The 20,929-nt window shown below is 60.1% G+C and carries 19 protein-coding genes and 1 pseudogene; 12 read left to right on the forward strand and 8 right to left on the reverse strand.

The window, feature by feature from the left end:
* Positions 1-32 precede the first annotated feature (32 nt).
* Positions 33-1,127, reverse strand: a complete 1,095-nt coding sequence (locus AC1DIJ_RS25205) for a nucleotidyltransferase family protein (protein ID WP_112386865.1) — start codon at positions 1,125-1,127, stop codon at positions 33-35.
* Positions 1,128-1,349: 222 nt separating this feature from the next.
* Positions 1,350-1,859 (reverse strand): annotated as a pseudogene (locus tag AC1DIJ_RS25210) (SDR family NAD(P)-dependent oxidoreductase); the annotation flags it as partial.
* A 569-nt stretch (positions 1,860-2,428) separates the two neighbouring features.
* Between AC1DIJ_RS25210 and AC1DIJ_RS25215 the strand changes: the two are divergent.
* The 10 genes from AC1DIJ_RS25215 to dhaL (AC1DIJ_RS25260) all read left to right on the forward strand — a co-directional run bounded on the left by AC1DIJ_RS25215 (position 2,429) and on the right by dhaL (AC1DIJ_RS25260) (position 12,400).
* Complete coding sequence (locus AC1DIJ_RS25215) at positions 2,429-2,662, forward strand: BrnA antitoxin family protein (protein WP_112386867.1); 234 nt, start codon at positions 2,429-2,431, stop codon at positions 2,660-2,662.
* A complete protein-coding gene (locus AC1DIJ_RS25220) occupies positions 2,598-3,014 on the forward strand; it encodes a helix-turn-helix domain-containing protein (protein WP_112386868.1) in 417 nt (138 codons plus the stop codon). The genes AC1DIJ_RS25215 and AC1DIJ_RS25220 overlap by 65 nt, the downstream gene beginning before the upstream one ends.
* Positions 3,015-3,347: 333 nt before the next feature.
* Positions 3,348-4,826: a sugar ABC transporter ATP-binding protein gene (locus tag AC1DIJ_RS25225; RefSeq protein ID WP_112386869.1), complete on the forward strand. Its 1,479-nt coding sequence runs from the start codon at positions 3,348-3,350 to the stop codon at positions 4,824-4,826.
* Between the two features lie 54 nt (positions 4,827-4,880).
* A complete protein-coding gene (locus AC1DIJ_RS25230; RefSeq protein WP_112386870.1) occupies positions 4,881-5,885 on the forward strand; it encodes an ABC transporter permease in 1,005 nt (334 codons plus the stop codon).
* 84 nt (positions 5,886-5,969) lie between these two features.
* Positions 5,970-6,956 carry a substrate-binding domain-containing protein gene (locus AC1DIJ_RS25235; RefSeq protein WP_112386871.1) on the forward strand — a complete coding sequence of 329 codons (987 nt, stop codon included), beginning with the start codon at positions 5,970-5,972 and terminating at the stop codon, positions 6,954-6,956.
* Between the two features lie 62 nt (positions 6,957-7,018).
* Complete coding sequence (locus AC1DIJ_RS25240; protein WP_112386872.1) at positions 7,019-7,792, forward strand: SDR family oxidoreductase; 774 nt, start codon at positions 7,019-7,021, stop codon at positions 7,790-7,792.
* 33 nt (positions 7,793-7,825) lie between these two features.
* Positions 7,826-8,818: a dihydroxyacetone kinase subunit DhaK gene (locus AC1DIJ_RS25245; RefSeq protein WP_112386873.1), complete on the forward strand. Its 993-nt coding sequence runs from the start codon at positions 7,826-7,828 to the stop codon at positions 8,816-8,818.
* Positions 8,819-8,829: 11 nt separating this feature from the next.
* Positions 8,830-9,477 (forward strand): dihydroxyacetone kinase subunit DhaL, encoded by a 648-nt coding sequence (gene dhaL / locus AC1DIJ_RS25250; protein ID WP_112386874.1) that lies wholly within the window; start codon positions 8,830-8,832, stop codon positions 9,475-9,477.
* 201 nt (positions 9,478-9,678) lie between these two features.
* Positions 9,679-11,703, forward strand: coding sequence for a bifunctional sugar-binding transcriptional regulator/dihydroxyacetone kinase subunit DhaK (locus AC1DIJ_RS25255; protein ID WP_112386895.1), 2,025 nt, complete (start codon positions 9,679-9,681; stop codon positions 11,701-11,703).
* 55 nt (positions 11,704-11,758) lie between these two features.
* Positions 11,759-12,400 (forward strand): dihydroxyacetone kinase subunit DhaL, encoded by a 642-nt coding sequence (gene dhaL, locus AC1DIJ_RS25260; RefSeq protein ID WP_112386875.1) that lies wholly within the window; start codon positions 11,759-11,761, stop codon positions 12,398-12,400.
* A 196-nt stretch (positions 12,401-12,596) separates the two neighbouring features.
* Here the strand turns inward: dhaL (AC1DIJ_RS25260) and AC1DIJ_RS25265 are convergent, their stop codons facing one another.
* The 6 genes from AC1DIJ_RS25265 to AC1DIJ_RS25290 form a co-directional block, all read right to left on the reverse strand.
* On the reverse strand, positions 12,597-12,818 hold the full coding sequence (locus AC1DIJ_RS25265; protein WP_112386876.1) for a hypothetical protein: 222 nt from the start codon (positions 12,816-12,818) through the stop codon (positions 12,597-12,599).
* A gap of 601 nt (positions 12,819-13,419) precedes the next feature.
* Positions 13,420-14,442 (reverse strand): ribosome small subunit-dependent GTPase A, encoded by a 1,023-nt coding sequence (gene rsgA / locus AC1DIJ_RS25270; protein ID WP_112386877.1) that lies wholly within the window; start codon positions 14,440-14,442, stop codon positions 13,420-13,422.
* Positions 14,443-14,853: 411 nt separating this feature from the next.
* Positions 14,854-15,603, reverse strand: a complete 750-nt coding sequence (locus tag AC1DIJ_RS25275) for an N-formylglutamate amidohydrolase (RefSeq protein ID WP_112386878.1) — start codon at positions 15,601-15,603, stop codon at positions 14,854-14,856.
* A complete protein-coding gene (locus AC1DIJ_RS25280) occupies positions 15,600-16,919 on the reverse strand; it encodes a glutamine synthetase family protein (RefSeq protein WP_112386879.1) in 1,320 nt (439 codons plus the stop codon). The genes AC1DIJ_RS25275 and AC1DIJ_RS25280 overlap by 4 nt, the downstream gene beginning before the upstream one ends.
* Positions 16,916-17,560: a cysteine hydrolase family protein gene (locus AC1DIJ_RS25285; protein WP_112386880.1), complete on the reverse strand. Its 645-nt coding sequence runs from the start codon at positions 17,558-17,560 to the stop codon at positions 16,916-16,918. The genes AC1DIJ_RS25280 and AC1DIJ_RS25285 overlap by 4 nt, the downstream gene beginning before the upstream one ends.
* A complete protein-coding gene (locus AC1DIJ_RS25290; protein WP_477831662.1) occupies positions 17,553-18,449 on the reverse strand; it encodes a MurR/RpiR family transcriptional regulator in 897 nt (298 codons plus the stop codon). Before AC1DIJ_RS25290 ends, AC1DIJ_RS25285 begins: the two co-directional genes overlap by 8 nt.
* A gap of 423 nt (positions 18,450-18,872) precedes the next feature.
* Here AC1DIJ_RS25290 and AC1DIJ_RS25295 point away from each other — a divergent pair, with 423 nt between their 5' ends.
* Together AC1DIJ_RS25295 and AC1DIJ_RS25300 are read left to right on the forward strand one after the other, a co-directional pair.
* Positions 18,873-19,856, forward strand: a complete 984-nt coding sequence (locus AC1DIJ_RS25295; protein ID WP_112386882.1) for an ABC transporter permease — start codon at positions 18,873-18,875, stop codon at positions 19,854-19,856.
* A gap of 49 nt (positions 19,857-19,905) precedes the next feature.
* Positions 19,906-20,922 carry a sugar ABC transporter substrate-binding protein gene (locus tag AC1DIJ_RS25300; RefSeq protein WP_112386883.1) on the forward strand — a complete coding sequence of 339 codons (1,017 nt, stop codon included), beginning with the start codon at positions 19,906-19,908 and terminating at the stop codon, positions 20,920-20,922.
* The last annotated feature ends 7 nt before the right edge of the window (positions 20,923-20,929 follow it).

The following is a 20,929-nucleotide window of genomic DNA, read 5'->3' on the forward strand; positions in this document are numbered from 1 at the left end:
GCGTTCGACCGGGCCTTCGATGCGATCGTATGTCACGGGGAGGGACTATCACCACTCATGACGCCTTCGAGCTGCTGCGGGCCGAGCGCGGCTCTTAAAGCGGCGACGCCGTTTTCAGGTAGCCTGAGAAAGCCTTTGGAGATGCCTTCTTTCCAGGCTGCGCCGCGATCCCACGCCTCTTGCCAGGCATCTGCAACAACGTCGCCCTGTCGCGTTTCAACGAGTGCCTCAAACAGCAGGGCCGCCTGAGACAGGTCCTTGAAGGCCTTTGCTCGCCCCAGCGCATCTCCGAGCCTCCGCGAAGCGACGATGAGCTTATGGACAGCAAAACGCTCCGGAGCAGGAACCAGCACATTCACACCCTCTCGATGCAGGAGAACGGTGCGCACCGGTTCGTAGATGAGGTAGTCGAGAAACCTTAGATTTTCTGCGGAAGCGCCGCCAAGAGCGGGCATCGGCGAGGGCTTGCCCGTGTGTTCGGCTGATCCGCGATTGCCGGTGAGAAATTCCACCCGGTATCCCCTCGCATTCTGGAAGGCGATCTTGGCCTTGTCCCCCTGGTGGGGAACCGGGCGAAAGCCGCTATCGATTGACCGGAGGATTTCCAGGACGGGAGGCAGGCTGTCGCCCACCTCCGCCGAAATCGCGAAGTCCTGTGCAAAGTCAGCATCGCCGGTCTGCACGGCCGAGGATGGTAAGCGAACGCCGAGAATGCCTGCATAGGCGCTGAAAGCGACGGACCCTATCAGAACTGCGCGCAGGCGGAATAACCCTGCATTTGCAAGCGCCTGCGTGACATCTCCGGCAAACGGATCGGGGCCTGGAAGACCAGCGCGGCGCAATGTGCTTACCATTCGCCTCCGGTCACGAATCGAACCCTTTAGTTCCATGTGGGCATTCACTCGGGCGGTGATCGCTTCATCGTGGTGCGGGCCGACATAGCTTCGCTTGTCTTTGCCGCCAGGAGTGGGCAGGTCGAAGTACCAGTAATTGCGATCCTTGACCGGTACGGTCACGAACCGGCCCTCCAAGGGAAAGTCTGCCTGGAATTGGGCATCGAGCGAGCGCTCGACGAGCTCTGCGAACATTGTCCGGTAGCTAATATCGACTTGTTTGATTTTCGACATGGCCGTTCCTGCTTGTAGCTTAGCACCGAACCGGCGTTATAATTTTCTGACAAAAACATTATAGCGCCGATACGAGAAGTCAACGGAGGGGGTTATAATGATTCGGCAGGAACATTATAACTTGCCCGCGTACAACCTGCGATGGCGTGCACAAGACGCGCGTTGTGACTGTGCGCCTTGTTACATTTGGATATGCCTCGCCCGGACAAGCTCAGGCTGGATTCATGGCGCGAAGATGCTGTCGAACGTCCCGACACGCTCGGCCCAGCGGCGGGCTTGATCCCGCTCCAGGAGCTCGCCACGCGGGTGCTGTCCGTTTTCAAGCATGGACATGACCTCGCAGATGTAAGAGGCGAGCGGCATGGCGCGCGGATCGGCTGCTTGAGAAAGGCCGGTCAACTCCGTCCGCACATAGGGCGGGGAAAGTTCGAGAACCTCGATCGGCAACTTCCGCAGCTGATGACGCAACGACGTCAGCCATGAATGCAGGAAGGACTTGCTGGCGCAGCAGGTGGCAAAATCTGCCCGCGGCAGGAAGGCGAGAGCAGAGCTGGTTGCCATGATGGTGGCATTCCGCTGGGCCTTCAGAACAGGCAGGAAAGCCGCAACAGTGCTAATCACGCCGACAATGTTAGTCTGGATCATGTCCACCGACGATGAGACATTCCATGTGTCGGACGTCATGTCTTCGGTCCGCGAGATTCCGGCATTGGCGATCACCACATTGAGCGTGGGGAAGCGTTCAGCTTACAATTGCTCCAGAGGGATGTTTCGTCGCGCGACTGGCGGATGAGCGGCGCTCGTATCCTATTAACTACCCGACTTCCAATCAACAGGAGTATGAATGTTCGAACTTTCGCGACGGCGATATTGTCTGCACGCGACCGCCTGTTTCAGTGACCACTCCCGACGCGAGCGCGCCGCTATCCGGTCGAAAGCGCCGGACAATCATTGATCGGCAATCGCATCTCGCACTCGAGAGCGTCCATGCCATAAGCCTGCGCAAAATCCGCGCAGAAACTGGCGTCCTTGGCCAGCAGACGGCTCCTCAGGATGCACGGAGCGGCTGTTCCCGTCTTCTTCGACGAGTTGTCTCGTTTTCTGCTGCGGGGCCGCCTACAATCTCTCCGGTTTTCTTCCCTGCCCGCACGGAAAACACGGCGGAACCCAACCGATCCATGCTACATCCGTCCTATCGTGCGCTTCGCGACTGCGCCTAGACGTATCGTCTGATATTTCATGCTCATGACCGAGTGTCTCGGTGAGCGAGCCCTTCTACGCAACAAATTTAAAGGAAATCCATGAACCGCACACCCCGCAGGCCGGCCAATCCGCTCGATGCTGCTGAAGCCCTGTTTAAGCCCGCCACCAAGGCCCCGGCTGCACCTGTAGAACGGCAGGCAATCCCCTCCACCCGGGAACCGGTATCGATCAGGATCGACACCGACGTGCTCGCCTTCTTCCAGGAAGATGGCCCCGGCTGGCAGGACCGCATCAACGCGGCGCTGCGCGAGACCATGGAAGCCAGCCGATGACATCGGTTTCCGGTATGATGGGCCTACCGTCCGTGTCAGGGTGACAATAGACGGCTGGACGGCGCCAGCAGCCCTGACCTATGCACGGATCAGGCGCGTCGAATGCGCTTCTGTTGGCGAGTCTCCGTTGCGATACGTGCACGGCTGGAGGCTGGCTGTCGCTTCCAACCTGTTGCGTAAATCGAACCTGCGCATCGGCAGTATCGGCTGCCACGTCGGCTACGATTCCGGGGCCGCCTTCAGCCGGGCGTTCAAGACCCTGTGCGGCCTGTCGCCACGGCAGGCGCGTTCCACGCCGGCCCAGAGTTCTATCGCGCGCAGTTTGGAGAGCGGGCGCCCACGAAAAGGCTGAAGGCGGCTGTTCTGATCTTTGTATTCACCGATCGATGTTTGATCTCAGTCAGACGACGCTAGCTTCTCCGCAAGCGTATGTGATTGCACTCATCATGTAGTCGGCAGCCGTGAAATTACGGCAACTCGTCAGCAAATGCGGTTCTCTCAGCCGGCCTTACCTGAAAGGGGAGGACGCCGCCTCCGCTCGTCTTCAAGGGATATGCACAAGGTAAATTGCTTGATTGACATTTGTCTAAATGTATTTGACACTTGTAAAAATCGCTCCATTGGAGATGGAGCGTGATGCATGATTGGTCCATCGTGAGATGGCCCGATCGCGGGAGGAACTTGGGTGGAACATCTTCTGGAAGTCGAAGGGCTGGCAAAGTCCTTCAATGGCGTCGCGGCGCTTCGCGACGGCCGGTTTCAGCTCAAGGCTGGATCCGTGCATGCGCTATGCGGTGGCAATGGCGCCGGAAAATCCACCTTCCTCAAGATTTTGATGGGTATCCACAAGCGCGACGCGGGATCTATCCGGCGACGGGGTGTGGACGTGGAATTCTCCGGTCCGGCGGCGGCTTTGGCATCAGGCATCGCGATCATTGAGCAGGAGCTCAGTCCGGTGCCGCACATGACGGTCGCCGAAAACATCTATCTCGGCCGTGAGCCGTCAGGACGTTTCGGCGGCATCGACTTCAAGACCATGAACCAGAATGCGCAGCGGCTGCTGGAGCAACTCGAGTTCAACATCCGCCCGACGCAGTTCATGATGAATCTCTCTGTTGCGCAGATGCAGCTGGTCGAAATCGCCAAGGCGTTGAGCCATGACGCTGAAGTGATCTTCATGGACGAGCCGACCTCAGCGATCGGCGAAAAGGAAGCACAGCAACTCTTCAAGACGATCGAACGGTTGAAGGCCGCGGGCAAGGGCGTGGTCTACGTCTCGCACCGTCTGTCGGAGATTTTCCAGATCGCCGACGCCTACACCGTGTTCCGTGACGGTTCGTATATCGGTGCGGGTGACCTTGCCGATATTGATCGCGCGGGACTGATCCGGATGATCGTCGGCCGTGAACTCGGCGAGGAATATATCAAGACCAACACGCCCACCGATGTCACGGGGTTCGAGGTCGTAGGGTTGACGGCGAGCGGCAAGGTCGAGGACGTATCGTTCTCCGTGAAGAAGGGCGAGATTTTCGGCATCTATGGGCTGATGGGGTCCGGCAGATCGGAGATCTTCAACTGCCTCTTCGGTCTCGACCGGATGGATAGGGGCGAGATCAGGCTCGATGGCAAGGCGATCACCGTCAGCAAGCCTGTCGAGGCCATGGAGCAAGGGCTTGCCCTCGTCACCGAGGATCGCAAGCTGACAGGGCTCAATCTCGTCGATAGCGTCAGGGGCAACATCGCGCTTGCCAGCCTGCCGGAGTTCAGCCCGGCTTTCGTCATGCGCCGCGGCCGCGAGCAGGCGGCCAGCCAGCAGATGATCGAGCGTTTCGGCATCAAGACTGCACGCGACACCATGGCGGTCTCGGGACTATCAGGCGGCAACCAGCAGAAGGTCGTGCTGGGCAAGTGGTTCCTGCGCAACCCGAAGGTGCTTCTGCTCGACGAACCGACGCGCGGCGTCGATGTCGGCGCCAAGCGCGAAATCTACCGGATCATCTGCGAATTCGCAGCCACGGGAGGCACGGTGGTGATGATTTCATCGGAGATAGACGAGGTGCTCGGCATGTCCGACCGCATTCTCGTGATGCGCAACGGCCGCTCGGCGGGCGTCTACCCGCGGGTGGAAACCGACGCGCAAGCGCTGGTGCATCTGTCGACGTAACAGGTGCGCCGCGAATTTCTCAATACGGATCGGCATGGGAAGAGGTTAGAAACAGTGTCCCTTACAGATAACAAACCAACGACGGGCTGGTTCAACTCGGATCGCCGCAGGCTGCTCATCCAGGAATATGGCATCTTCCTCGCCTTCCTGCTCTTGTCCGTGATCCTGTCGGTGTCGAACGAGTATTTCCTGACGGCCGGCAACATCTCGAACGTGCTGCTGCAGACATCCATCAACGGCGTGCTGGCGATCGGCATGACCTTCGTCATCCTGACGCGTGGTATCGATCTGTCGGTCGGTTCGGTGGTGGCGCTTGCCGGCATCATCAGCGCCAGCTTCGTCACGACGTCGGCAACGGCCGGCATTGCGGGTGCCCCGTACCCTGCCATCGTCGCATTGATTGCCGGTATCGCGGTCGGTCTGGCCTGTGGCGCTGTCGTCGGCTTCATCGTCTCGCGCTTTGCCGTCCCGGCCTTCGTCGCCACGCTCGGCATGTTGTCGGCAGCACGCGGCATGACGCTGATCTATGGTGGCGGCAAGCCTGTCCCGGCGCTGATCCCCGAGTTCCGCTGGATAGGTACCGGAAACATTCTCGGCGTGCCGATGCCGGTGGTAATCCTGGCCGTCGTCTTCATCGTGTCCTGGTGGGTTCTGACTCGCACACGCTTTGGCCGCTACATCTACGCGGTCGGCGGCAATCCGCATGCGGCGATTACCTCCGGGATCAACGTCACCCGCATCCGTTTCACGGTCTACTGCATCTCGGGCTCGCTCGCCGGTCTCGCCGGAATGATGCTCTCGGCCCGCACGGGATCTGCGCTGCCGCAAGCCGGTATCGCCTACGAGCTCGATGCCATCGCGGCCGTCGTCATTGGCGGCACCAGCCTCTCGGGCGGTGTTGGCCGGGTGACGGGAACGCTGATCGGGGCGCTGATCATCGGCGTCATGAACAACGGTCTCGATCTGCTCGGTATCCAATCCTACTACCAGCAGGTGCTCAAGGGCGCGCTTATCGTCGGCGCCGTCATGCTGGATCAGAAGCGAAATCAAGGTCTCTGACCTCATCATTCGGATCGCATCCGCGGTCCGTCGACCAACCGCGCGTCATAACGGCGACCGGATATCTCTATGGAGGAGAAAAACATGAAGAAACTGATGCTCGCCCTCGTCGCCAGCGCTGCGATCCTTGCCGCGCCAGCGATGGCGCAGGACAAGAAGCTGAAGATCGGTGCAACGACCTACGGCCTCAATGCCGAATTCATGCAGATCTGGTCGGCCGCGCTGAAGCAGCATCCGGCGGTCAAGAGCGGCCAGGTTGAGCTGACGGTATTCGACGGCCGCTATGATGCGCTGGTCCAGCAGGAACAGTTCAACACCATGATCACCCAGAAGTTCGACGCGATCATCTTTGTGCCGATGGACGTCGAGGCGGGTGCCGCAGCTGTTCAGGCCGCCCACGATGCCGGCATCCCGGTTGTCGGGTCCAACGCCCGCGTCAACTCCGATCTCCTGACCTCCTACGTCGGATCGAACGACGTCGAGGCCGGTGAACTGGAAGCCAAGGCCGTTCTCGACAAGATGGGTTGCAAGGGTAACCTCGTCATCCTCGAGGGCCCGATCGGCCAGTCCGGTCAGATCCAGCGCCTCGAAGGCAACGAGAAGGCGCTGAAGGCGTGCCCTGACGTCAAGGTTCTCGAAAAGCAGACAGCCAATTGGTCGCGTGCGGAAGCCCAGACCCTGATGGAGAACTGGCTGACATCGCATCCTGGCCAGATCAACGGCGTCATCGGCCAGAACGACGAAATGGCGCTCGGCGCTATTGAAGCGATCAAGGCCGCCAACCTGAAGGTCGAAGACTTCGCGATCGCTGGCGTCGATGGCGTTACCGATGCGATCAATGCCGTCAAGCGTGGCGAGATGGCATCGATCCTGCAGGACGCCAACGCACAGGCACAGGGTGCTCTCGACGTGGCCATCAAGGCTGCGAACAAGGACGCCAAGCCGGAATCGGCGATCTGGACCCAGTATCCTGACATGAAGTGGGAAGAGGGCGCATCCAAGGACTACCTCGTCCCGTGGACGCCGGTCACCAAGGAAAATGCCGACAAGCTGCTCGAATCCCGCAAGTAAAAAATGCACCGCCGGGGCGGCGTCGCGCCGCCCCGGCATCCACATCGCAAAGGCTTGAAGAGATGACAGACACTTCTCCCCAGATTGACCTCAATTTCCCCCTGACCGGCAAGATCGCTGTCGTCACGGGTGCCGCGTCCGGGATCGGCTCGGCGATATCCGATGCATTGACTGCAAAGGGCGCCACGGTCGCTGTCCTGGATGTCAATGCCGATATCGCAAGCGCCAAGGCGGCTTCGCTTGGTCATGGGGCTAAATTCTTCGTCTGTGACGTCTCGCAGCCTGATTCCGTCAATCGCGCCATATCCGACGTGGTCGCCGCTTTCGGCCAGATAGACATTGCCGTCAACAGCGCCGGCGTCGTGTTCCTGGCGCCTGCAGAAGACCTGTCGCTCGACTATTGGGACAAGACGATCAACATCAATCTCAAGGGCAGCTTTCTTGTCACGCAGGCTGCCGGCCGCGCCATGATCGCCGCCGGTAAAGGCGGCAAGATCATCAATCTTGCGTCGCAGGCTGGCACCGTGGCCATTGAAGAGCACGTGGCTTATTGCGCCTCGAAATTCGGCGTCATCGGTATGTCGAAGACCTTTGCCGCCGAATGGGGCAAGTACGGCATAACCGTCAACACTATCTCGCCAACTGTGGTCCTGACCGAACTCGGCAAGAAGGCCTGGGCGGGCGAAAAGGGGGAGGCCGCCAAGAAGCGGATCCCCACCGGCCGCTTCGCTTATCCCGAGGAAATCGCTGCCGCTGCTGTCTTTCTGGTTTCGGATGGCGCGAACATGATCAACGGCGCCGATCTTCTGATCGACGGCGGCTACACCATTCTCTGAGCCGGAGCGCCAGGACATTTTTAAGGAGATCCCATGCAGCGGTTCGTCAACAATCCCGATCTCGTCGTCGAGGATACAGTCAAGGGCTTCATCAAGGCCCACTCCGATATCGTGCGGCTTGCCGAAAACCCGCGTGTTGTCGTCGCCAAGAACGCGCCTGTGAAAGGCAAGGTTGGCGTGATCACGGGTGGCGGTTCTGGCCACGAGCCCGGGTTCATGGGCTACACTGGCAAGAACATGCTGGACGCCGTCGCCGTGGGCGAGCTGTTCTCGTCGCCGACCGCCAAGAGCTTCCACGATGCAATTCGCGAAGCCAATGGCGGCGCGGGCGTCGTCTGCCTCTATGGAAACTATGCTGGCGACAATATGAACGTGAAGATGGCGACCAAACTTGCCGCCAAGGGCGGCATCGAGGTCGCGACCGTCGTTGCCAATGACGACGTCTGCTCGGCACCGCTGTCGGAACGCGAAAAGCGCCGGGGCGTTGCGGGCGAGATCTTCATGTGGAAGATCGGCAGTGCCAAGGCCACCAAGGGCGGCAGTCTCGAAGAGGTTCGCGCCGCGGCGCAGAAGGCGATCGACAATTGCCGCTCGATCGGCGTCGGTCTCGGTCCTTGCACCCTGCCGGCCGTCGGTCATCCGAATTTCCAGATCGAGCCGGGTACGATGGAAGTCGGCATCGGCCACCACGGCGAGCCTGGCGTGCGCGTCGAGCCGCTCAAGACTGCGGTCGAGGTGGCCAAGGAGATGTGCAAGATCGTGCTCGACGATCACAATCTTCCGGAAGGCACCGAGGTTGCTGTTCTTGTCTCTGGCCTGGGCGCCACGCCGCTCAATGAACTCTACATTCTCAACGACACGATCGAGAGCGAGATCAGCGGCCGAGGTCTCGTTGTCTACAAAACCTATGTCGGCAATTACTTCACGTCGCTTGAGATGGTCGGCGCGACGCTGACGGTCTTTGCGCTCGATGACGAGACGAAGCCGCTGCTCGACCTCGAAACGTCCTGCACAATCTTGCTCTAGGGAACGGTGACATGCAAAGTTTCAAGAATCCCTCGGCGGGCGCCATCGTTCTTTCAGTGGCCGGCCGTATCGTTGAAAACCGGGCCTATCTCAGCGAGATCGATGGCAAAATTGGCGACGGCGACCATGGGGTCAACATGGCCAAGGGGTTCGGCATGGCGGCCGAGCGTCTGAAAGGGCAGGACTCATCGCTCAGTGGCGCGTTCGAGACGCTGGGCACGTTGCTGATGACCGAAATCGGCGGCTCAATGGGCCCGCTCTATGGCGTCATGTTCACCGAATTCGGTGAGACGATCGAGGGCAGGGATATCGTCGATGCCAAGCTGTTCAGCCAGATGCTGCATGCTGGCCTGGATGGCATTCAGTCGATCGGCTCGGCCAAAGTCGGGGACAAGACGCTGATTGATGCCTTTGTCCCGGCGGTCAATGCTTTCGACGAGGCGACAGCATCCGGAAAGTCTTTCGCCGATGCGCTCGCGGCTTTGGCGGAAGCAGCCGAAAAGGGGCGCGATTCGACGATCGATCTGGTCGCCAAGATCGGCCGCGCCAGCCGCCTGGGCGAACGCTCTCGCGGTGTTCTGGATGCGGGCGCGACCTCCTGTGCCCTCATTCTCAGTGAAATTTCAATCGGTGTTGCCAGCCGGCTTGAGGGCGGCTGATCAGACGGCTTGTCTCCCAAGACAGCGCGGCCTCGCCCTATGGCGGCGGGCCGCGCGCCGCGCGGTTGCAATGCGTTGGTATTGGCGGCATCTTCCCGGCAGATCTAAGCGGGAGTTCATTCCAGAGTGGCAGCGGTTAAGACCCAGCAGGCGCGAAAAGCAGGCGCAGGCAAGAACGACCTCGCACAGGCGCCGGACGCCATGCCGTTGCGCTACGGCGACGACCCCTATGTCTGGGCATGCTGGCTCTACTACGAAGACGGATTAACTCAAGGCGATATCGCCGAGGTGATGGGCATATCCCGCGCAACGGTGAACAGCTATCTCGCCGACGCACGTGATCGCGGCATCGTCAACATTGCTATCGAACCGGCACGGCTTGCATCTCTCACCGTTGCGCAAGCGCTCAAGCGGCATTTTGGCCTTGCCGACTGCCTCGTCGTTCCGAGCGAGGACACCGCCAGGCCGCTGATCGACAGGATCGGCGTTGCCGGCGGCCAAGCGCTACATCGATTGATCAAATCGGGCGATACCGTCGCAGTGTCGTGGGGCCGCACGGTGCTGGCGATCAGCGAGCGCGCCGAGGTTCCAGGATTGCAGGATGTCACCGTTGTGCAGGCAACGGGCGGCACGCGCGCAAGCTTCGCCTATACGCCTGAACTCTGCGCCGCGGCGCTGGCCACCGCCGTCAACGGCAAGCTGATCAACATCTCCGCACCCGCCATCGTCTCGGCGAACGCCGTGCGTGAGTCGTTTATGCAAGAGCCGCTGATCGAGAGCCAATTCGGTGCTCTTGCCGGTGCCAACAAGGCGCTTTTTGGCATTTCGTCGCTGCGCCCCAATTCCACCATTCATACCAGCGGCTTCTTCGAATCTGTTCCACTGCAGGACTATCTAGCCAAGGGCGCCGTCGGCGTGGTGGCCGGACGTTTCATCGATGGGCAGGGCCGCGCGATCGCAGGGCCGCTCGACGACAGAACGATCGGCATTTCCCTTGAGATGCTGAAGAACATCGATCTCCGCATTGCCGCCGCCGGCGGCTTCGACAAGGTGCCGTCCATTCTTGCGGCGTTGCGCGGCGGCTATGTCAACGTGCTGATTACCGACGCGGCGACCGGCCGCGGCATTCTCAACGCCGATGGCGTGACCGATATCGATCAGCGATCGCCCCAGCGCCTGCGGCCGGAAAGCCAGACGCCTCTACCGCCGGCCGCGCGAACGCGCGTGAAGAAATTTCTCAACGATCCCGACAATGTCGTCGAAGAGATGCTGGATGGCGTGGTACGCGCCCATCGCAAGTATCTGTCGCCGATCGAAAAATCGCACCGCGCGCTGGTTGCGCGCGACGGACCAAGACCGGGCAAGGTGGGGCTGGTCATCGGTGGTGGATCCGGACATGAGCCGGGATTCCTCGGCTATGTCGGCAAAGGTTTGGCGGACGCTGTCGCGATCGGCAACATCTTCTCGTCACCGCCTCCCATACCCATCCTGCATTGCGCGAAAGCTGCATCCGGCGGCGCCGGCGTTCTTTTCGTTTATGGCAACTACGCCGGCGATGTGATGAATTTCGAAATGGCGGCGGAGATGGCAGAGGCTGCGGGAATTCCCGTGCGAACGGTTCTTACCACCGACGACATCACCTCTTCGCCGATCGAAGACCGGGATGGGCGGCGCGGCGTGGCGGGCAATTTTTTCACCTTCAAGATAGCTGGTGCGGCCTGCGATCGCGGTCTGCCGCTCAATGCCTGCGAAGCCGTGACCCGCAAGGCGAATTTACAGACCTATACGGTCGGCGTGGCGCTTGAGCCCTGCTCCATGCCGCAGACGCAACGGCCCAATTTCGAGATCGGCGCCGAAGATATCGAGTTCGGCATGGGCATCCATGGGGAGCCGGGCGTCATTCGCGAAAAGATGATCAGCGCCGATGAGATCGTCGACAGGGTGATGGATCGGATATTCCTGGAGATGAGGGCGGCCAAAGGCAGCCGCGTCGCCGTGCTCGTCAACTCGTTTGGCGGGACGCCGATGATGGAGCTCTATATCCTGTTCAGACGTGTCGAGCAGCGGTTGAGTGCCAAGGGCATTGCGATCGAAGCCAATTGGGTCGGGCACTACTGTACGTCTCTCGACATGGTCGGGGCGTCCATCTCGATCATGGAGCTGGATCAGGAACTGACGGAACTCTTGCACCATCCCTGCGACACCGCGGTGCTGAAGATAACGTAAGATCGGCATGCACCGGCCTCATCATCGGGCGTCTTGTGCACATGGGAGGGAAACAATGGCAGAGAATGATGCGCGCAGGCTCAACCGGATGTTCAATCGGATATCCAGCTTGATCGCGGCAGAAAAAGACTACCTCACCGAGCTTGACGGCGCGATTGGCGATGCCGACCATGGGATAACGATGTCTCTTGGCTTTGGCGCCGTCGCTGGTGAATTGGCACGGTCCGATCTCGACGAGATGCCGCCGTCGGTTGTGATGACAACCGCAGCATCGGTGTTTCTCAACGCCGTCGGCGCCTCGACAGGCCCTCTTTATGCGACAGCGTTTTTACGTGCCGCAAAGGCACTGGAAGGCCGGCAGTCTCTGGACGCTGCGGGCCAAGTCGCCATGTTGGAGGCGATAACGCTTGGCATACAGGAACGCGGGAAGGGCCAGCGTGGCGACAAGACGATGCTTGACGCCTGGATTCCGGCCGCCGAGGCGGCTCGTGCAGCACTCGTGCGCAAAAGCGGGGTAAGGGAACTGTGGCGTGACGTGGTGGTGGCAGGCGAGGGTGGGGCGGAGGCCACACGTTCAATGGTGGCGGTGCGCGGACGAGCGGCGCGGCTTGGCGAGCGATCCCTCGGCCATGTCGACCCGGGCGCGGCTTCTGCGGTTCTGGTTTTGAAAGCGATGATGGAAGTATTCGCGGATTGAGTTGATCAGAGCGGCATTTGTCGCGTGACATCCCATAGCAATGCTCCATCCGATTGCACCGGGAACACAGCTTCAGCGGCTGGAGGCAAAGGGCTTTGTGCGACGGGCTTGCGCGAGAACATACGCCAAATGACCGATTGAAGAGGAAAGCGGGCCAGAGCGAGATTGTCGCCGGTTCGGACGCACCAGCACGATGTCAGGGCAGCGGCCTAATCAGCCGAAGCCTGTTGCCAGGTGCAAACTCAACGATACGGTCCTGCTCCAGGGCTTCGAGCACCGCCGTGATCTCATCCTGCGTAAACCCCGCTGCATTCAAGGGAACCCCGAGTTCGAAAAGGTTGATTGTCACATCCGGATTTCCTTTCATCGCACGGAGCCGTTCGGTTATTGCGGCTTCGGTATCTTCAAATCGGCCCATCTCAACTCTCTGCCCGCTTCATCTCCGGCGGGAACGTAGAGGAAACTGCAGCAATTGTCGCGCTATGGCTTCGCATTGCTTCGAGAGCGATGAGGCTTCCGGTGCGATCCACCGGCCAGATCGGCCGCTTTACATGGACGTAGGGCCGCAACTCCGCGCGCAGCGTGGCCAGAGCGCCACTGTCGCAGACGACGACCTGGCCGGCGAGTGGCTCGAAGGGCGGCGCGGAAATGCTGCATCGACTTCAACACCAGGAATTTCAGCGATGCAGGGTCGCGCCGCGGGACAGCCATGGGACCAATGCACGCGAGTTCGCGTGCCACCTGCCGTTAACAGCACGTTTGACGATTCCGATCTCCTTTCGCTACGCGGGGGTCTGCAGGAGGCATTTTCGTGCGGTCTGGAGATCGTTGCCTTCGATCCCAACCGGAACGATTATCTGCTGCTGCCGATCTTGCGTGGCCCTGCCGAGAAATAAGCCGTGCCGGCGGGGCATGACGGTAGGAAAGATGCGCTGATAAACTTTTGCCCTGCAGCCGCCGGAATACGAATCGAGGCCGGGTCCTGCCAACGCCGCTTACGCGACGCCCGCCACAGGCGTTCAATATTTCTTCTTGCGAACGATCTTGTTGCCGCGTGGTCCGCTCAAGACAGGTGTTCGCTCACGGTTTTCCGCAAGCAGGCTGCGCCAGCGTTCCAAGCGATCGGCGGACAGGTCACCGCTTGCGATAGCTGCCTGCACGGCGCATCCCGGTTCATGGGCATGGGTGCAGTCGCGAAAGCGACAAAGCGGCGCCAGCTCGGTTATTTCAGCAAAGAGAGTGTCTATGCCGTCGGCAACATCGCTCACGTAGAGCGTTCTTATTCCTGGTGTATCAATGACCCAGCCGCCGCCTGAAATCGCGTGCAGGGATCGCGCCGTGGTCGTGTGCCGGCCCTGCGAGTCATACTCGCGGATCGCGCCTGTCTTTTGCTGTGCGTCGGGTTCGGATCCCGTCATCGTGTTCACAAGCGTCGATTTTCCGACGCCGGAGGATCCCACCAGCGCAATCGTCTGACCCGCGCCGCACCAAGGCCTCAACTGCGACACGGCATCGGTAGAGCGCCCGTTCAAGGCAACGACAGGCAAATCCCGTTGCAACGCCCCGGCTTCTGCCATGAACCGGCCGGCATCTTCAGTAATGTCGGCCTTTGTCAGCACAATCACCGGATTGCTACCGGCCTGAATGGCCATGATGAGGTAGCGTTCCAGCCGGGCAAGATTGAAATCGGCATTGCACGAGGTCACGATGAATAGGGTGTCGATATTGGCGGCAACAAGCTGCTGGCCACGCCCACCTTCCGGGCGCCTTTGAAAGACACTTTTCCGATCGAGACGGCTGACAAGCATATCGGTCAGGGGATCGGCAAGAACCCAATCGCCCACCGCATAGTCAGCAGTGTTGGCGTGGGCTGGAAGTTCCAGTCCGACTGGTCCGGTGACATCGATTGCCTCGATGCGTGCCCGGTGAACCGAAGCGATACGTCTGGGAACCAAGTCCACCTCGCTCGGCTGGACCTGTTTCGCGAAGAATTCAGACCACCCAAGCAGTTCGAGCGGTGAAGAAATGGGTAAGCGGGTCAATCCTGCACCGCATCCGGATAAGTTGTCATAACGGGTCTCAATGCTGTTTCGGGGGGTAGCGCCTAACGGCGTGGCTGTTCCCGCTTTGCCAAAGAGGTCGCGTAGGCTGCAGCCTCGCCGGGATAGGGGAAATCTTCCCCGAGTTGACGGTCACCGTCATAGACCCTGAAGGCAGGCCCATCAATTTCAACGATCTTATAGCCGTTCACGTATTCAAACTTCGGTGTTTTCCAACCCAAAAAGTTCTCCAGTACCGGTCCACGTTTCGCAGTTTTGAGAGTGATGCTCGGCGGCTCATGCGCAATCGGCTGTCATCTACCACTTGCTAACACAAAATGCGATCAATCAACGAGGCAATAACGATGCGCATTTCCCGCCGGCGCGCAGGAAGACACCGCGAACATGCGGCCTTCAGCTGAAGGCCTCGGCAAGATAACGCGCCCAGCGCAACTGACCATCGGCGGATCCGATCAGGTCTTGGCGGATCTCGACCAGCACGGCATCCAGCCCTCGGTCTTCGCCATGGACAGGAATGGCGTAGTCGCTGATCCGTTCGATGACATAGGGCACGTTCGCGCCGATATTCAACTTGGTGTTCTCCGTCAGACGCTCGATCATCTGCCTGCCCAATCCGAACGACTTGTTGAACAGGATGCCTGCATGCCAGGGGCGCTGCTCTCCCAGGAACACCGGTGTGAACGAATGGATCGCAATGATTTTGGTTGGCCGTCCTTGCTGCTGACGCAGGTCGAGATGCTGCGAGATTGCAGCCTGGAACGGCGTGAATATTCTGTCTGTTCTGAGTTGCCTGTCTTCGGCCCCAAGCTGGACATTGCCGGGGATATCGGTTGCTTCGGACCGTTCGGGAATGCTCGTCGGACTTCCGGGTGGCCTGTTGAGATCGATGAGAAGCCGCGAGTATTTGCCGATGAAACACGGGGCGTCGAGATGTTGCGAGAGCGCGCGGCTTACAGCGTCCGCTCCGATATCCCAGGCGATATGGCGAACCAGGTCTTCGGGCGATAACCCGAGGCCGCCAAACGTCTCCGGAATGTAATTCGAGGCGTGCTCGCAGATCAGCACGATCTCCGACCGGCCTTCCGCGTTGAGCAGCTCGACGGGATCTGGCCACGCGTGAAAATCTGATGTCCGGCTGCTCAATAGACCGCCCTGTAGCTGGCGCAGGTCGCCTCCTCGTCGAGGCCTTCAAGCGACTTGATTTCGAACGCCTTCATTCCGTTGAAGGTGTCCAGGAATACCTTCGGGAACCATGATGCGACGACCGGATCGCCTTGCAGTGCCTCGAGGGCGTCCTGAAGCGTTTCCGGGAGCCGTCGAAGACCCAGCTCTGCGCGGTCTGCTTCCGTCAGTTCGTCGGGGTCGCCGGAGTGAACGGGCGGACAGGGCAGCCGCGCCTTCAGGCCTTCCAGACCGGCGCGAACAATGGCCGCCAGCGCCAGATAGGGATTTGCCGTCGCGTCGGCAGCACGATATTCGACGTTGAAGCTTTTCGCCGGATCGTTGCCGCCGATCGTCACCGTCGGGCATATCCTGAGGGTCGCTTCCCGGTCCTTGTCCCCGAGCCAAGTGTAGGAAGAGCTCCAGTTGTGCGGCTTCAGACGATAGTAGGAGGAGACGCTCGATGCCGTTAATGCGGTGATTGCTGGAAGATGCTTGAGGATGCCGGCGCAGAAGGCGCCAGCCGCTTCCGACAGTCCCGATGGCCCTGACGCGTCATAGGAGGCCGGTTGTCCATCGGCCCCGACGAGACTGAAATGAATATGGACACCGTTTCCGACCGATGACGGTGATGTCTTCGGCGCAAATGACGCCTTCCAGCCGCGGTTGCGCGCGATTTCGCGGATGATCTCTCGCAGCGCGACGGCACGGTCGGCGGCTGCAAGTCCGGTTGATGGCGCATTCGTCACCTCGAACTGGTCTTCCCCATATTCCGAGATGATGACTTCAGGTTTGAGACCGGCTTCATCGAGCGCCTCCATCACCTGCGAGGCGAAGCCATCCACGCGCCGCAAGCCGGCAAAGGACATCACATGTTCGCGTGGCAGGCCAGCGTCCAGCAGTTTGAACTCGTGTTCGAAAGCGGCAACGATCGTCAGTCCGGTCTGTGCCTTCAAGTCATCGAGAGCATTGGCCAGGATGGTTCTGGTGCAGCATGCCCAGGGCTGGCCGTCCAATTCCACAAGGTTGCCCGGCACCATGTCGAATGGCGTGTCCGAGCCGGTCTTTGCGGTGCGGAATCGGGCTGTCGCGTCCGGCAGCAATCGCAGATCGCCCGAAGAGCCCCACGGATTGGGATGCGCAATGACGTTGAAAGGCGTCAGCGAAAGGTTCGCCTGCAGCCAGCCGACGCCGCCCGTAAGCATCTTTTCAAACGCGCCGCTGGCGACAAAGCGGCCCCGGGTCACCGCAGCAATGTCGGTCGTGACGATGCCGGTCAGAGCCCCGGCGCCCGTCATGCCGCTGACCCCGCAGCCAGGCGGTTGACGACCGTATCGGTGTCGGTGACCCAGCAATAGCCGCCGAATGCCTTTAAGGCGATGTCATGGCGTTCCTGGGACGCGGCGGCGCAGGCGTCGGATACGCAGGTCACGTAGTAACCGCGATCTGCCGCGTCTCTGACCGCCATATCGACGCATTGATCGGTCATGATGCCGGTGATGATCAGGTAGCGGATGCCGAGATTCTTGAGAACGTAGTCGATGTTGGTCGAGTTGAAGACGCCGGACGACGTCTTCGGGATGAGGATCTCGTCATTCCTGGGGCCGAGATTTTCAGGAGGAAAGCCCTCAGGGCTGCTTGGCGGGATGTGGATTGGCGTCAGCTTGTGATCGAGCGATCTGTCACGGCCATCCTCCGTCAAGCTCTGGATGATCGTGTGCAACACCTCGATGCCGTTCGCTCTTGCTGCTGCAAGCAGGCGCTCGTTGTTCGGAATGGTGACCGAAGCCGTCTGACGGTAGAAATAGTGATCGGGACCACGCTCCGGATGGTCGGGGTCGAGCCCCGGCTCCAGCCAGATGCGCTGCATGTCGACGAGCAGGATTGCCGTTTCGCCGGGGACGTAAGGAGCATCCCGGCTCAGAAGTAGGCTAGGCATTTTTTATGGTACCTTTCGTGCGCTTGGGGCCGGGTTGTGTGATGCTTTCATCCTCGCCGCCATCGAGCGTGACGGCATTGCGGGCGCGCACGGCTTCGAGGCTTTCAACGCGCCTGCGCGTCGCATCGTCGAGCGAGGCAAGAATTTGTGCTACCAGCGCCTCGATCTGGGCCACCGCCGGTGCCAGAGTGTCGTAGGGCGAAGGGACGTCCAGAGGACAGATGATCGTGACTTCGGCATGTTCCGCAATCGGCGAGAGCCACTGATCTGTAAACAGGATGACCGAGGTTCCACGATCGGCGGCCTGCGAGGCAAACGCGATGACGTCGTTCTGATATCGCCTGTAGTCGAAGGCGATCAGCACATCTCGCTTGCCATAGTCGACCAGAATGTCGAACGACTGTGCGGAAAGCGTGCCGATATCCTGCACGTTCGGCCGGAACTGCGACAGATATCCGGAGAGCATTCCGGCGATGTGGCGGCTGAAGCGGCCGCCGACCAGGCCGACGCGTCCCTTGGCCGCCATGATGATCTTGGCGACCTTATCATAGGTATTGCTGGGCGTCGCGCCGATCGTCTTGTCGATGGTCTCGGAGACAGCGTGAAGATAGGCCTCTGCAATGCCCTGGACCGCGCCATCCTGCCTCTTTGCCTCCATCATCAGCAACGGAGAATGGAGACGGGCCTCGACTTCCGACAGCAACCGCTTCTGCAAATCGGGAAAACCCTCAAAGCCGAGCTTGACCGCAAGACGAACGACAGTCGCATCGCTGACGCCTGCCTTTTTGGCGAGATTTCCAGCCGTACCGAGGCCGGACGCCGGATAGTCGGCCAGAAGAATCTGCACGATCCGTTCTTCAGAAGGCGTCAGCACCAGCTTTTGATCCAACAGCAATGTCCTGACGTCCGTCACGGCTGCTCCCCTCTGAAGTTCAATCTGCGAAATACAATAAAATGGCAAAATGTGAAAGGAATTTTTCAGATCGCCCTTTCTGTGGCGTCGTCCCCGTTTCTTGTCGATCTCATTTCAAGCCTTTGCGCTTCATCGCATCATGAAATGATATTGACATCGCGGCAGGCAGAGGCCTAACGTTCTCGCAACGCAGCAACAGACTGCGTGGGAACAAGTCGAATAGCACCGTACAGCATGCACCGCTTCGCGCATTCGCGTGAAAGAGCGCCGAGAATTTGATTTCGCGCGAAAGCCTCTTTGCGTCGAAATTCCTTCTCCAACTCCGGCTGTATTTAGGGGCCTCAAACTTTGACGATCTTCCCGCGCACCGGCAGGCTTCGCGTGATTTGGGGACGTGGAATGAAACGTAGCGGACTGCATCTGACGGCGTTGAGCCAGGAGACGATCGTGGCCGCGATCGCCGTCATCATCTTTATCGTGGCGTCGGCTGCTCTGCCTGGTTTCTTCACGGCCGAAAATGTCGTCTCGATCATCCGCTCGGTATCCGTGCTCGGCATCCTGGCGCTCGGCATGGCCATCGTCATCATCGGGCGTGGCATCGATCTGTCGGCCGTCGCCGTCATGGCGATGTCTGTCGCGTGGTATCTCCAGCTGCTCAACGATGGAAGCTCCGGCTGGCAAGCGCTCGCCCTTGTGCTCGCAGGGGTCATCGGTATCGGCCTGCTCAACGGCTTTCTGGTCGCTTATGCCGATGTGCCGGCGATCTTCGTCACCCTTGCCAGCGGGTCGTTCGTCTTCGGCTTCGTGCGCTCGCAGCTGATCGCCCAGGATGCCGTGCCGGTTCCGCCTGACAATTGGCTGCAGCTGTTCGGTGGCCTGCGCTTTCTCGACATCCCGATCGAGGTCTTCATTTTCGCCGCTCTCGCGTTCGTTATCTTCCTGTTCCTTCGCTACACCAAATGGGGACGCTACGTGTATTATGCCGGGGACAATCCGGTCGCCGCCCGCAACGCGGGAATGCCCGTCAGGCCGATGCTGGTCTTTCGTTACGTCCTCTCCGCGCTCGTCGCGTTTCTTGCCGGCCTGCTGACGGCCGCCAGCCTTCACTCGATCAATACGCGCGTGGTCAACTCGACGCTCCTCTATGACATCGTGCTGGTCGCGGTGATTGGCGGGATTGGCCTGTCGGGGGGAAAGGGGAGCGTTCGCAACGTGCTGTTCGGGTCGGCGCTGATCGGCATCATGCTGAACGCGATGACCATCATCGACATCCCGCTGATCTACCAGAACCTGATCAAATCCACGATCCTGCTCGTCGCCATCGTAATCGACGGGCTTCTCAATCCGCGTGACGAGCAGACGGCCCAGCAGGGGGACATCTGAACGTGTCGCGTGACGAACGAATTCATCCGTCAACTCATCGGGGGACCCCATGAAATACGTGAAGGCACTCTTTGCCGCAGCGACTTTGTCGCTGTCGGTTTTCGTAACCGCCGCTCCAGCGCAGGAAGATCCGGGTCCGGCAGCTTATTCCCAGACCCTCAAAGGCAAGCGGGTGATGCTCGTTCCGATGGCCATGGGCTTCGACCTCGCGCAGGGCTGGGCGCATTATATCCAGACTGAAGTTGAGGCCTTCGGCGGCGTGTTCGAGACCCGCGACCCCAACTGGAGCGTCGAGGCCGGCGCTCAGGCGATCACCGAGGCGATCTCCTCGGACACCCGGCCGGATGTCCTCATCGTCCATTCGCCGGACCTGAACTCCTACGCGCGTCTGCTCAAGAAGGCGCAAGCCGCCGGTACATACGTCATCCTGATCGACAATCCTGCAAACTTCGCCGCTGACGCTTTCGTCGGAAGTGATTGGGACCGCCTTGGCCAGCTGGAAGCCGAAGCGGTGATCAAGGGCTGCGGGCCCAATTCCTCGAAGAAGATTGGCCTCGTTCAAGGCGACCAGGTCAATGCCTCCAGCCTCTACCAATATGCCGGCATCACCAAGGTTCTGGCGAAGAACCCGGATTTCCAGGTGGTTGCGAAACCCGATTCCAACTGGGATGCGACGACCTCCCGCAACGTCACCACGACGATGCTTCAGCAGCACCCCGATATTTGTGGCATCATCGATTTCTGGGATGGCGACGCCTCGGGTGCAGCTGCAGCCATTCGCGACGCGAAGCTGCAGGACAAGGTGTTCCTCGTCACCACCGGCGGCGGTGAAAAGGCTGCCGACTGCGATAATCTAGAAAACGGCACCTACGGCGCAGTCGTGATGACCGAACTTCATCACCAATCGCGCGACATCAACGCCATCATCAAGTTCCTGCTGCAGAGCGGCCAGCCTGCCGGCACCTCCAAGGCCTATATCTACACGCTGGAAAAGGCGACGACCAAGGCAGACCTGAAGCCTGACAGCTGCTGGGACCTCAAGGCACTGAAGACGGCCGCGAAGTAGGCTCCCG

This window comes from Rhizobium sp. 10N427 (assembly GCF_056394605.1).

Coding starts and splice junctions, on each gene's coding strand:
- AC1DIJ_RS25205 (WP_112386865.1), bottom strand. CDS start 1,127: ATGTCGAAAATCAAACAAGTCGATATTAGCTACCGGACAATGTTCGCA.
- AC1DIJ_RS25215 (WP_112386867.1), top strand. CDS start 2,429: ATGAACCGCACACCCCGCAGGCCGGCCAATCCGCTCGATGCTGCTGAA.
- AC1DIJ_RS25220 (WP_112386868.1), top strand. CDS start 2,598: ATGGCCCCGGCTGGCAGGACCGCATCAACGCGGCGCTGCGCGAGACCA.
- AC1DIJ_RS25235 (WP_112386871.1), top strand. CDS start 5,970: ATGAAGAAACTGATGCTCGCCCTCGTCGCCAGCGCTGCGATCCTTGCC.
- AC1DIJ_RS25240 (WP_112386872.1), top strand. CDS start 7,019: ATGACAGACACTTCTCCCCAGATTGACCTCAATTTCCCCCTGACCGGC.
- AC1DIJ_RS25245 (WP_112386873.1), top strand. CDS start 7,826: ATGCAGCGGTTCGTCAACAATCCCGATCTCGTCGTCGAGGATACAGTC.
- dhaL (WP_112386874.1), top strand. CDS start 8,830: ATGCAAAGTTTCAAGAATCCCTCGGCGGGCGCCATCGTTCTTTCAGTG.
- AC1DIJ_RS25255 (WP_112386895.1), top strand. CDS start 9,679: ATGCCGTTGCGCTACGGCGACGACCCCTATGTCTGGGCATGCTGGCTC.
- dhaL (WP_112386875.1), top strand. CDS start 11,759: ATGGCAGAGAATGATGCGCGCAGGCTCAACCGGATGTTCAATCGGATA.
- AC1DIJ_RS25265 (WP_112386876.1), bottom strand. CDS start 12,818: ATGGGCCGATTTGAAGATACCGAAGCCGCAATAACCGAACGGCTCCGT.
- AC1DIJ_RS25280 (WP_112386879.1), bottom strand. CDS start 16,919: ATGACGGGCGCCGGGGCTCTGACCGGCATCGTCACGACCGACATTGCT.
- AC1DIJ_RS25285 (WP_112386880.1), bottom strand. CDS start 17,560: ATGCCTAGCCTACTTCTGAGCCGGGATGCTCCTTACGTCCCCGGCGAA.
- AC1DIJ_RS25295 (WP_112386882.1), top strand. CDS start 18,873: ATGAAACGTAGCGGACTGCATCTGACGGCGTTGAGCCAGGAGACGATC.
- AC1DIJ_RS25300 (WP_112386883.1), top strand. CDS start 19,906: ATGAAATACGTGAAGGCACTCTTTGCCGCAGCGACTTTGTCGCTGTCG.